Source organism: Luteitalea sp. (genome assembly GCF_022842525.1).
Lineage (GTDB): Bacteria > Acidobacteriota > Vicinamibacteria > Vicinamibacterales > Vicinamibacteraceae > Luteitalea.
Genome location: NZ_JALHPM010000192.1, coordinates 1 through 11,444 on the forward strand (window position 1 = coordinate 1; position 11,444 = coordinate 11,444).

Annotated in this window: 7 protein-coding genes and 1 pseudogene; 7 read left to right on the forward strand and 1 reads right to left on the reverse strand. The window is 70.2% G+C overall.

Annotated features, from left to right (window positions below; all coding sequences use genetic code 11):
• From Q0C41_RS25725 to Q0C41_RS25750, 6 genes are all read left to right on the forward strand, one after another.
• A partial coding sequence (locus tag Q0C41_RS25725; protein ID WP_291988836.1) for a tetratricopeptide repeat protein occupies window positions 1-1,097 on the forward strand: 1,097 nt, incomplete at its 5' end.
• 177 nt (window positions 1,098-1,274) lie between these two features.
• Entirely contained in the window at window positions 1,275-3,467 is a 2,193-nt protein-coding gene (locus Q0C41_RS25730; protein WP_291988839.1) for a VWA domain-containing protein, read from the forward strand.
• A gap of 100 nt (window positions 3,468-3,567) precedes the next feature.
• Complete coding sequence (locus tag Q0C41_RS25735; protein WP_291988841.1) at window positions 3,568-5,685, forward strand: VWA domain-containing protein; 2,118 nt, start codon at window positions 3,568-3,570, stop codon at window positions 5,683-5,685.
• A gap of 33 nt (window positions 5,686-5,718) precedes the next feature.
• Window positions 5,719-6,162, forward strand: coding sequence for a BLUF domain-containing protein (locus Q0C41_RS25740; RefSeq protein ID WP_291988843.1), 444 nt, complete (start codon window positions 5,719-5,721; stop codon window positions 6,160-6,162).
• Window positions 6,163-6,177: 15 nt separating this feature from the next.
• Window positions 6,178-7,053, forward strand: a complete 876-nt coding sequence (locus Q0C41_RS25745) for a sugar phosphate isomerase/epimerase (RefSeq protein WP_291988845.1) — start codon at window positions 6,178-6,180, stop codon at window positions 7,051-7,053.
• Window positions 7,054-7,084: 31 nt separating this feature from the next.
• On the forward strand, window positions 7,085-9,307 hold the full coding sequence (locus tag Q0C41_RS25750) for a VWA domain-containing protein (protein ID WP_291988847.1): 2,223 nt from the start codon (window positions 7,085-7,087) through the stop codon (window positions 9,305-9,307).
• A gap of 60 nt (window positions 9,308-9,367) precedes the next feature.
• On the opposite strand, the gene Q0C41_RS25755 is transcribed toward Q0C41_RS25750, so the two are convergent.
• Window positions 9,368-10,960, reverse strand: a complete 1,593-nt coding sequence (locus tag Q0C41_RS25755) for a VCBS repeat-containing protein (protein WP_291988849.1) — start codon at window positions 10,958-10,960, stop codon at window positions 9,368-9,370.
• Between the two features lie 52 nt (window positions 10,961-11,012).
• Between Q0C41_RS25755 and Q0C41_RS25760 the strand changes: the two are divergent.
• Window positions 11,013-11,444 (forward strand): annotated as a pseudogene (locus tag Q0C41_RS25760) (sensor histidine kinase); the annotation flags it as partial.

Here is an 11,444-nt window from a genome sequence, read left to right on the forward strand (position 1 = left end):
CTGCGCCGGCGACCGCCGCCGCGCCGCGACCCGCCGCCCGCGGCCCACTGATGCGCAAGGCCGATGCGGCGCGTGAGGCCGGCGACCTCGAAGATGCCGTGGGGCTGTATCAGAAGGTCGTGCAGCAGGCGCCGCGCAGCATGGAGGCGTGGTGGTATCTGGGCACGACTCTCTACGATCTCGAGAAGTGGAGTGACGCGCGTCGTGCCTTCGATCGGTTGGTGCGCCTGGATCCGAACCATGGCGCCGCCACGGCATTCCGTGGTCTGTGCACGTTCAAGTCCGGAGAGTACGCGGACGCCCTCGTGGACCTGCTGCAGGCCAAGGCTCTCGGTGTGAGTGGCAATGTCGAGCTCGGGTCCGTTGCGCGATTTCATGCGGGCCTCGCCATGACTCGCCTGGGGCAATTCGAGGTGGCTCTCAACACACTCGGCGAGTTCGCCCTCGAGGGTAACGATTCGCCGCAGATCATCGAGGCGCTGGGCACCGCAACGCTGCGACTGCCGCTGCTGCCGTCGGAGGTGCCGGCCCAGAAGCGCGAGATGGTGCTGATGGCCGGTCGCGGGAGCTACTTCATGGCGATGCGATTGGCCCCGGCTGCCCGCACGGCCTTCGAGGAACTCACGCTGCGCTTTCCCGAGGCGCCGCACGTGCACTACGCGTTCGCGGTGTTCCTGCTGACCGACGACCCGGATCGCGCGATTCGCGAGTTCGAGCGCGAACTGACGATTCAGCCCGGGCATGCCACCTCCCATGTGCAGATCGCCGGTGAGTACCTCAAGCGCGGCGACGCCGACAGGGCCAGGCCTCACGCCGTCAAGGCCATCGAGCTGGCCCCTACCGACTTCATCGCGCACCGGTTGATGGGGCAGGTCCATCTCGAGGCAGGCGAGGTGCCTGCGGCCATCGCCTCGCTCGAGCAGAGCCGCACGCTCGAGCCCAACAGTCCCGGCGTGTACTTCACCCTCGCCAAGGCCTACGCCCGTGCTGGACGCGCCGCCGACGCCGAGAAGGCGCGCGACGAGTTCACGCGCCTCGACCGCCTGTCGCGCCTGCAGCGCCATGGCCAGACGGCGGTGGGCGGGGTCACGCCGTAAGGTGTCACAGGGCTCAGGGCTCAGGGCTCAGGGCTCAGGACTCAGGACTCAGGAAAAGACTCACGGCTCACGGCTCACGGCTCAGCGCTCAGGGCTCAGGGCTCAGGACAAGACTCAAGACTCAGGTCCCAAGATGCAGAACGCCGAGCGCCCAGCTCCCAGCCCCGAGTGCGACCGATGCCGACACTGACGAAGACCCTCATCCTGCTCACGCTGGCGACGACGATGGTGGCGGCGCAGGGACCGGTGCCGCGTCGCACCACCGGCGGAGACTCGTCCAGCGTCACCGCCGTCGTGGTCGACCTCGTGGTGCGCGACCGCAAGGGCCTGCCGGTGACCGACCTGAAGGCCGAGGAGTTCGAGGTGCTGGAAGACGGCGCCCCGCAGGAGGTCGGATCCTTCCGTCTGCCTGCGGCGGAGAACGCGCCGGCACGCGCGGGCGCGGCGCCGGTGGTCCCCTCAGCCGTACCTCCTACCGCGGCGACCGCGCCAGCGGCCAGTGCGGCGCCCGCGGCGGCGACCCGGCCCGCGCCGGGTCGCGGGGATGGGTCGGTGGTGGCGCTCGTGTTCGATCGGCTGTCGTCCGACTCGCGCCGCTTCACCAAGATCGCGGCCGAGCGCTACATCGGCAAGGGCACCGAGAGCGACCATGTCGTCGGCATCTTCGCCACCGACTGGGGACTCGAGGTGATGCAGCCGTTCACGCGTGACGCCACCGCGCTGCGCACCGCGCTCGACAAGGTGGGCACACGCACGGGCTCGCAGGCCTCCGAATCCCTGGCTGAGGCGCGCAGCAACCAGCAGCGGGCCACGCAGATTCAGGACACGATGGCGTCGATCGGCACCGGCACACCGGCGACCAGCGCGGCCCAGGGCGCCGCGGGCGCCGACCTGGCCGTGGCCCAGATGCAGCAGCGGATGTCCGAGACGTTCACGATGCTCGAGCGCGACCAGCAGGGCTACGGCACGATGAACGCGATGTCGGCCGTGGTCAACGCCCTCAAGCTGGTGCCCGGCCGCAAGAGCGTGCTGTTCTTCTCGGAAGGGCTCGTCATTCCGCCCAACGTGATGCCGCGCTTCCTGTCGCTCATCGACGAGGCCAATCGCGCCAACGTCGCGGTCTACGCCATGGACGCCAAGGGGCTGCGGGCCGAGAGCACGCAGGCCGAGGCGCGCGACGAGATCAACGCCTACGCGGCCGGTCGCCTCAACAACGGCGAGAGCAGCATCGGGGCCGGCGGGGCCGCGTCCCGCTATCTCGAGCGCAATGAGGATCGTCTCCGCATGGATCCCTCGTCGGGCCTCGGCCAGCTGGCCAACGAGACCGGCGGCTTCCTCATCGCCGGCAGCAACAACTTCGACAAGGGCTTCACGCGCGTCGACGAGGACATCCGCGCGCACTACGTGCTGACGTACTCGTCCACCAGGCCCGAGATGGACGGCAAATTCCGCAGCATCGCGGTCAAGGTGAAGCGACCGGGCCTCACGGTGTCCCACCGCAAGGGGTACTACGCGGTGCCGCCCAGCGCCGACGGGGCACCGGTGCTCGCGTACGAAGCGCCAGGGCTGGCACTGCTCGAGTCGTCGCCGCTGCCCAACGTCTTCCCGATCGCGGCCCGCGCCTTCGTCTTCCCGAAGGACGCGACGACGTCGACGGCCGCCCTGCTGGTGGGGTTCGACACGAAGCATCTCGACTACGAGACCAGCGCGGACGGCTTCGGGGCCGAGGCCGTGGTCATCGCCCGTATTCGCGATGGCAACGGGCAGGTGCTCGCCAAGATGAGCGAGCAGTACACGCTGGCCGGCACGAAGGAGCAGCTGTCCAGCTCGCAGGCCGGTCGCGTCGTCTTCTTCCGCAAGCCGGTGTTGCCGCCCGGGCTCTACTCGCTCGAGGCGCTGGTGTACGACACGCACACCGCGAAGGCGAGCGTCCGCATCAGCAGCCTCGAAGTGCCGCCGGCGTCGACCGCCCCGGTGCGCGTGAGCAGCCTGTTCGTGGTGCAGCGTGCCGAGAAGGTCCCGGTCGGCGAGCGCGATGCCACCAACCCGCTCTACTTCGGCGAGACGCTGCTGTATCCGAACATCGGCGAGGCGCTGTCGAAGGCCGAGTCGAAGGAGCTGGCCTTCGCCTTCGCCGTGCAGCCGGGCTCGGCGCCGGTCGGCGGTGCCACCGTGTCGCTGGTCCGCAGCGGCCAGGTCGTCGGCCAGGCGCCACTCGAGCTGGACAAGCCCGACGCCACGGGCACCATCCACCAGATCGGTCGGCTGCCCATGGACGCGCTGGCGCCAGGCGCCTACGAGATCCGGGTCGCCGTGCAGACCGGCACGACCCTCGTGGCCCGCTCGGCCCGCGTGACCATCACGCCGTAGACTGGGAGGGGCCGCTCGCCGAGCGGCCCGCGACGCCGAATCTGACGGCCGGCTCGGCGAGCCGGCCCTCCCACTGTCGCTTGAGGCCAGGAGGCGTGCCATGTCGCTCGATCGCCGTCTCGTCGCCCTCACCGTTGTCGCGGCCGCGCTCGCGGCGGCGTGGCCACACGCGCAGCAGCCCACCTCACCAGACGTCGAGCCGACGTTTCGCCTCCGGACCGATGCCGTCGTCGTCGACGTCGTCGTGCGGGGCGACGGCCGGCGGCCCGTGTCGGGCCTGACCGCCGACGACTTCGAGATCAGCGAGAACGGCGTCCTGCAGCAGGTGACGTCGTTCACCGCGAAGCAGCAGCAGGCGGTGCGCGTGGTGTCGACCGCGGAGATCGACACGCCGGCGTTCGCGGCGGTGCCCGACGCCAGCGTGACGCCCGATGACAGCATCGGTGACGCCGGCGTCGTCGCGATCGTGTTCGACCAACTGGCCCCGGAGGCGCGGTGGCTCGCCCATCGCGCGGCGCGACAGTTCATCGGGCGCGGGCCCGAGGCGCCGGGGGTCATCGGGGTGTTCGGCATCGGCCTGCAGCTCGTGCCGGTGCAGAACTTCACGCGCGACTATGCGCGCATTCGCACGGCCGTCGACCTGCTCGGGCAGAACCAGGCGTTGCCGTTCGGCGGCGATCGCGCCGCCATCCTCGACCTGCAGGCAGGAGGCGATGGGGTCGGCGTGGGTGCGGTGCCGCCGCCGCTCAGTTCACCCGCGAACCAGGGGGTGGCGAGTGATCTCCAGGCGATGCAGCTGCGCATGGCGCTCGGGTACGAGATGGCCGAGCGCGACTTCCGGAGTGGCATCACCCAGGGGGCGCTGCTGGCGCTGATCGGCACGATGGCGGACGTGCCCGGGCGCAAGAGTCTGGTGCTGCTGTCGGAGGGACTGCAGCAGGGCCCGGCCTTGCGCGGGCGCCTGCAGGACGTGATCGACGCCGCCAACCGGGCCAATGTCGCGATCTACACCGTCGATGCCGCGGGGCTTCGTCCCGTGTCGCCGAACGACGAGTTCCGCGACATGCTGAACGCGGCCGCCGTGTCCGGCATGACGATGACTGGTGTGGAGCGTTTCGAGGCCGGGATGATGTCGACGCCAGCCGCCTCGCTCGGGCGCATCGCGCGGGACACCGGCGGCGCCTACATCGAGAGCACCAACGACCTCGCCCGCATCTTCACGCGCGTGTCCGAGGACATGGCCAACCACTACGTCCTCACCTACGTGTCGACCAACCCGACGTACGACCGCAAGTACCGCCGCATCAAGGTGAAGGTGACCCGTCCGGGCGTGACCGTCACCGCGCGCCATGGCTACTTCGCCATCCCGCCGACGAAGGGCTTCGTCACGCATGCCTGGGAGGCTCCTGCGGTCTCCGCGCTCGAGGCCTCGCGGCTGCCGAACGCGTTCCCTGTGCACCTCGAGCGTCTCGTGTTCCCGACGATGGACCCCGACATGTCGGTCGTGCCGCTGATCGTGCAGGCCGACGCCCGCCACTTCCGGTACGACACCGACAAGGAGCGCTACCGCGCCGAGGCGGTGTTCCTGCTCCGCCTGCGTGACATCAATGGCAAGGTGCTCGCGAAGGCGAGCGATCAGTACGTGCTCGAAGGCCCCCTCGATCAGCTCGAGACGTCGCGGGCCCAGCAGATGCTGTTCTATCGCCAGGTGTCGCTGCCGGCGGGGACATACGAAGTGGAGGCCGTGGTGCACGACATGCAGGGCGACCGCGCCAGCGTGCGCGTCGGCAGCCTCGACGTGCCGCGCTCGCCACGAGGACTGCCACGCGTCGGCAGCGTCTTCGTGGTGCAGCATGCGCAGCAGGGCGTGACGACACGCGCCCAGTTGCGCAGCCCGCTGCTGCACGACGGTGTGCTGCTGTACCCGAACCTCGCGAGGACCATCACTCGCACCGAGGCGTCCGATGTCACGTTCGCCTTCTCGGTGGTGCCGATGGGCATGACCCCCGGCGCGGCGCAGGTGCGGCTACTGCGGGGCACGACCCTGGTCGGCGAAGCAGAACTGGCGCTCAATCCGCCGGGCAGTGACGGTCGCATCCAGCAGATCGCGTCGCTGCCGGCGACGGACCTGATGCCAGGCACCTATGAGGTGCGCGTCGGCGTGCCCGTGGAGGGGCGCCTGCTGACGCGCGCGACGCGCTTCACGGTGCTGCCGTAGCGGGGCGTTGAGGTATGCTCGGCCTACCGGCCGATGTCCCTGTTCCAGATGCTCTACCTGAGCGAGACCACGAGGCGCTGGTCCGAGGCCGACCTCGCGGCGCTGGGCGAGCAGGCCCGGATTCGCAATGCCCAGGACGGGCTGACGGGGCTGTTGCTCTACGGCAGTGGCCACTTCGTGCAGGTGCTGGAAGGCCGGCGGCAGCCGCTGCTGCTGACCTACGACCGGCACAGCGATCTGGTGCTTTTGGTCGATGGGCCCATCAGGCAGCGGGCGTTTCCGGGGTGGGCCATGGGCGTGCTGAACGTCGATTCGCCGGGTGACATCGATCGGCAGCGGTTTCGCGACATCGTCGCCGCCTTCGCGAGATCCGCGGGGCCGGTGCCCGAGCACGCCGTGGCGCTGACGCTGCTCAAGGAATTCCGGACGCATGCCAGCGCGCGTCCTCCCGCCAGGCTGCCCGACCTGGCCGACTGAACCGAAGGAGTCTCCGTGTCCTCGTCTTCCGTGTCGTTGTCCCGTCGATCGGTCCTCCAGTTGGCCGGCGCTGCCGTCACGTTGCCGCTGCTGCCGCTGGCGCGAGCCGTTGCCTCGTCGACGGCCGTTGTCGCCGATGTCGCGCGTCCGGCGCTGCCGCTGAAGATCGGTGTCGCCTCCTATTCGCTGCGCAAGTTCCCGCGCGACAAGGCCATCGCGGCGCTGAAGGAACTCGGCGTCTCGTACGTCACCATCAAGGACGTGCACCTCGCGCGCACCGACACGCCCGAGCAGATCCGTGCGGCGCGCCAGGAGTTCGAGGACGCCGGCATCACCATCATGGGCGGCGGCACGCTGACCTGGAAGACGGCGGACGAGGCCGCGATGCGGAAGGACTTCGAGTACGCCCGGGCGGCCGGCATGCCGCTGGTCGTGTGCTCGCCCGCGCCAGACACGCTCGACCTCCTCGAGAAGATGGTCAAGGAGTTCGACATCAAGGCCGCCATCCACAATCACGGCACCGAAGATCCCTGGTGGCCGGCACCGTCGGACGTCCTGGCGAAGATCGGCAACCGCGATCCGCGCATGGGCGTCTGCATGGATATCGGCCATGCGGTGCGCGCCGGCGCCGACGTGGTCAAGGCGGTGAGCCAGGCGGGCCCCCGGTTGCTGGACCTGCACATCAAGGATCTGACCGACACGACGAGCCGCGACAGCCAGGTGGAAGTGGGCCGGGGCGTGCTGCCGGTGGTGGGCGTCTTCAGGGAACTCGTCAAGGCGAAGTTCGCCGGCCACGTGTCGCTCGAGTACGAGATCAAGGCCGACACCCCCGTGCCCGGCATGCTGGAGTCGCTCTCCTACATGCGCGGGATCGCGGCGGCGCTGGCCTAGCACCGGTTACCCGTGCCGGGAGGGATGCGTGATGGTGACCCCACGCCTGATCCACTGGACGCTTGCGGCGACGGCCTCGACGCTCCTGACGGCCGGGGTGTGGGCCCAGACGCGTCCCAATCCCAACGCCCCGGCGCCGACCGGTGAGGCCGGCTCCCCCCGCTTCGAGACGACCTCCACGGCCATCGTCGTGGATGTCGTCGTCCGCGACCGCAAGGGCGCGCTGCTGACCGACCTGACGGCCGACGACTTCGAGATCTACGAGGACCGGCTCAAGCACGCCCTCGGGTCGTTCTCGGTGGCCAACCGCGGCGCGGGCATCGCGGTCAGTGCGAAGAAGCGCGACGGCGCCGTGCGGCTCGACACGCCCGGTGCACCGGCGCCCGAGGCCGCGCCCGCCCCCGAGGCCTCCGGCGTGATGGCGCTGGTCTTCGATCGCCTCACCTCCGACAACCGCTCGCTGGCGCAGCGCGCCGCCCTGGCTGGCATTCCGATGAGCGGCCAACTGCAGGACGAGACGGCGGTCTTCGCCATCGACCTGCAGGTCAACCTCGTGCAGCCGTTCAGCCGCGATGCGGCGACGGTGCGCGAAGGGCTGCAGAAGGTCGGCGGACTGAGCGCCTCGCAGTTCCAGCCCCGCGATCGCCGCATCGTCGAACTGCAGGAGCGGCGGCTCGAACTCGGCCCGGAACTGGTGAGCACGGTCGTCGCCACGCGGGGGGCACCCTCCAACGCGGGGACGCAGGCCATCGGCAGCATCGAGGTGGAACTGGCGCAGAACCGGATGGAGAGCCGGATGCTCGAGATCTTCGACAATCTCGAGCGCGAGCGACAGGGCTTCAGCACCACCAACGCGCTGCTGTCGGTGGTGGCCAGCCTGCAGGAGATTCCCGGCCGCAAGACGATCGTGTTCTTCTCCGAGGGGCTGGCGGTGCCGCCGGGGGCTCTCGCGGCCTTCCGTTCCGTGGTGGACACGGCCAACCGCGCCAACGTGACGATCTACACGGTCGACGCCTCAGGTCTGCGTGCCGAGAGCACCATCGCGGAGGTGCGTCGCGAGATGACCGCCACCGGCACGGACCGCATCGTCCAGAACGAGACGGGTGCGCTGCCGGTCGGCGGCGCGATGCTGAGGGTGATGGAGCGCAACGAGGACATGCTGCGGCAGGATCCGCACACGGGCCTCGGCGATCTGGCGCGCGACACGGGCGGGTTCCTGGTGCGTGACACCAACAACCTGCAGTCGGCCTTCACGCGCATCGACGAGGACATGCGCTTCCACTACGTCCTCACCTACGCCCCGATGAACCAGCAGTTCGACGGGCAGTTTCGCGAGATCGACGTCAAGGTGCGGCGCCCCGGCGCGCGCGTGTTCGCGCGGCGCGGCTACTTCGCGGTGCGTTCCCTGAGTCCGATGCCGATCCTCGGCTACGAGAGCGTGCCCCTGGCCGCGCTCGACCGCACGCCGCTGCCCAACGCCTTCCCGATTCGGGCCGGGGCGCTGTCGTTTCCGGAAGTGACGCGACCCGGGCTCACGCCGCTGGTCGTCGGCGTGCAGACCGACGCCCTGACGTACCACGTCGATCAGGCCGAGGGCACCTACAGTGCCGAGGCTGTGGTGGTGGTGCGGGTGCGTGACACGCGTGGGCGCACGACCTACAAGACCAGCCAGCAGTACCTGCTGTCGGGGCGCCTCGGCGAACTCGACGCCGCGAAGTCGGGCGAGATCCTGTTCTACCGGCAGCCGGAGCTGCTGCCCGGCGTCTACAGCGTCGAAGCGATGGTGTTCGACGCGAAGTCCCAGCGCAGCAGTGCCCGCATCTCGACGGTCACCGTGCCATCGCCGGAGTCCCGGCACGCGCGCGTCAGCAGCGTCGTCATCGTGCGGCGCGCCGAGACGGTGAAGCCCGGGGACCGCGATGCGCAGAATCCGCTCTATGTCGGCGATCTGCTGCTGTACCCCGATCTCGGCGTCCCGCTGCGTCGACGCGACGACCGCGAACTCGCGTTCTTCTTCACGGCCTACGGGGCACCGGGGACCAACACGACGGGACGGCTGGAGTTGTTGTCGCAGGGGCGCGTCGTGTCGTCGACCCCCCTGGCGCTCGATCGCTTCGATGGCGACGGGCGAGTGCCGCAGTTGCAGCGCATTCCCATCGACGCCCTCCCGCAGGGCGTCTACCAGCTGCGGGTGAGCATCGCCGATCGGCACGGCGCCGACAGCAAGACGGCGACATTCCGCATCGCCGGCTGACGTGGGCGGGACGCCTCGCCGAGGCGTCCGACCCCGGCCCGCTCGGCGAGCGGGCCCTCCCTAGCGGCGCAGGTTCCTCCACACGCTCACGAGGCCGTCCATCGCCGGGCCGAAGGCGAAATGGCCGACCACGAGGTCGGGCCGGCCGTCCCGGTCCGTGTCGCCGACGTCGAGCGTGGCGTACGCCGGGGTCCCGACGGCAATCGCATGCCGCGTCCAGGTGTGCGGCGCCGTCTGCTCGATCCACACCACCCCGGGCAGCGACGCCTCGTTGGGCCCGCCACCCCCGGCCACCATCGCGGCGGCGGCGATGTCGAGATCGCCATCGCCGTCGAAGTCGACCGCGATCGCCCGGTGCGCTCCGGGCAAGGCGGCGATCGGGCGTGCCGTGTAGGGGTAGGTCCCCGTGTTCTCGAGCAGCGTGACGCCGTGGTACGGCTTCAGGATGAAGTCGTCGAACGTGTCGCCGTGCGTGTGGAGCACGTCCAGGTCGCCGTCCTTGTCGATGTCGACGAGATCGATGCCCGACGACCCCCAGTTCGGGTGCGGCGCCTCGAAGATCGTCTCGGTGCGGAACGTGCCCTTGCCCGTGTTGATCAGCGCCGCCACCGTCTCGTGCTCCTGAGCGAACAGCACGACGATGTCGGGCTTGCCGTCGCCGTTGAGGTCGGTGACCGGCACGTGAATCGCGCCATGCCGGCGATCGAGTTCGGCGGCGACGAACTGCGGTGACTTCCAGTCGGTCGTGCGGTTCTCGAGCAGCACCAGACTGCCAGATCGTCGCCACCCGAACACCGCCGCCACGAGGTCGAGGTCGCCGTCGCCATCGAAGTCCGCGGCGCGGACGTCAGCGACGCGCCCCAGCCTGTTGGCCAGCACGATGGGGGTGTAGCGGCCGTCGGCGCTGCGGCGAAGCCATACCACGGCCCCGTTGGCGTGGTCGGCGGGCTGGAACGACCCGAGGTCGCCCACGAGCAGGTCCTGGCGCCCGTCCTTGTCGAGGTCCACCAGCTCGATGTGCGAGGGGTGCGGCACCTCCGCGATGGCGCGGAGGCTGGTGCCGGCCGTCGGCGCACCGGCCAGCACGAGGCCCGCCCGCATGTCCGAGGCGACCACCTCCGAACGCCCGTCGCCATCGAGGTCCAGCAGGCGGACGTTGGCGATGGCGGGATGTGACGGACCTGGCTGGCCGTCCATGTGCAGGGCGCGGCGTTCGAACCCGACGCGGGTGCCTGTCGATGCCGGCCAGGGCGTGTGGGCCGGCAGCGCCTCGGGGGCGCCCGACTCGTAGAAGCGCTGGATTCGCAGCATGTCGGGCGGCAGCGGGATCATCGCACTGGCGGCCCCCATCATGCCCGCCGGCTCCGGCACGCCGTCCATGATCAACTGCATGCGCACGAGTTCATCGCGCCACGCGGCCCGCGGCAGGATGTCGGGCGGCGGAAACTTGTGGCAGACCGTGCCGCAGCGCTGCCGGACCTCGGCCTCCGTCGCCATCCGCGGGTCGACCTGCGCGCCGCTGGCCGCGACGCGCCCGCTGCCACCAGACGTCCCGCTCGGATAGACTGCCGGGGCAGTCGCCAGCAGCGACAGCATCAGCAGCCACCGCCAGCGTGAGGGTGTCGCCAGACCGATTCGTCGTGGCAGGTGCATTGCTGTCAGTCTAAGCCCTGCCCGACCCGTTGCACGGCCGGGCACCTGTCCCATGTCAGACGCCGCCTCCCCCGATCCCGCCGCGCCCCGCAGCCCCGTCACGTGGCTGGTGGTCGGCGTGCTGATGGCCGCGCTGATGGTGGTGACCGCGTCGATCTACGCGCGCGTCGAGGTGCGCCGCCTGCGCGACGAGCAGGTCACCCTCACCGAGCGTCACCGGCTCGACACGCTGCAGTTGATCCGCATCGACACCAACGTCCGGACGATCCAGGACACGCTGCGCGACATGACCGACCGCAGCGAGCCCTACCCCCTGTCGGCCTGGCAGCAGACCTTCGATCGCCTCCGCGTCGATCTCGATCAGGCGATCACCCGCGAGCGGGCGCTCGCCCCCGTGGCCCGGCCGGCGTCGCAGGCCCGCCAACTCGACGAGGCCGCGCAGCGGCTGTGGGAGGCCATCGCCCGCGGTTTCGCCGCGGCGCGC

Coding starts and splice junctions, on each gene's coding strand:
- Q0C41_RS25735 (WP_291988841.1), top strand. CDS start 3,568: ATGTCGCTCGATCGCCGTCTCGTCGCCCTCACCGTTGTCGCGGCCGCG.
- Q0C41_RS25740 (WP_291988843.1), top strand. CDS start 5,719: ATGTCCCTGTTCCAGATGCTCTACCTGAGCGAGACCACGAGGCGCTGG.
- Q0C41_RS25750 (WP_291988847.1), top strand. CDS start 7,085: ATGGTGACCCCACGCCTGATCCACTGGACGCTTGCGGCGACGGCCTCG.
- Q0C41_RS25755 (WP_291988849.1), bottom strand. CDS start 10,960: ATGCACCTGCCACGACGAATCGGTCTGGCGACACCCTCACGCTGGCGG.
- Q0C41_RS25730 (WP_291988839.1), top strand. CDS start 1,275: ATGCCGACACTGACGAAGACCCTCATCCTGCTCACGCTGGCGACGACG.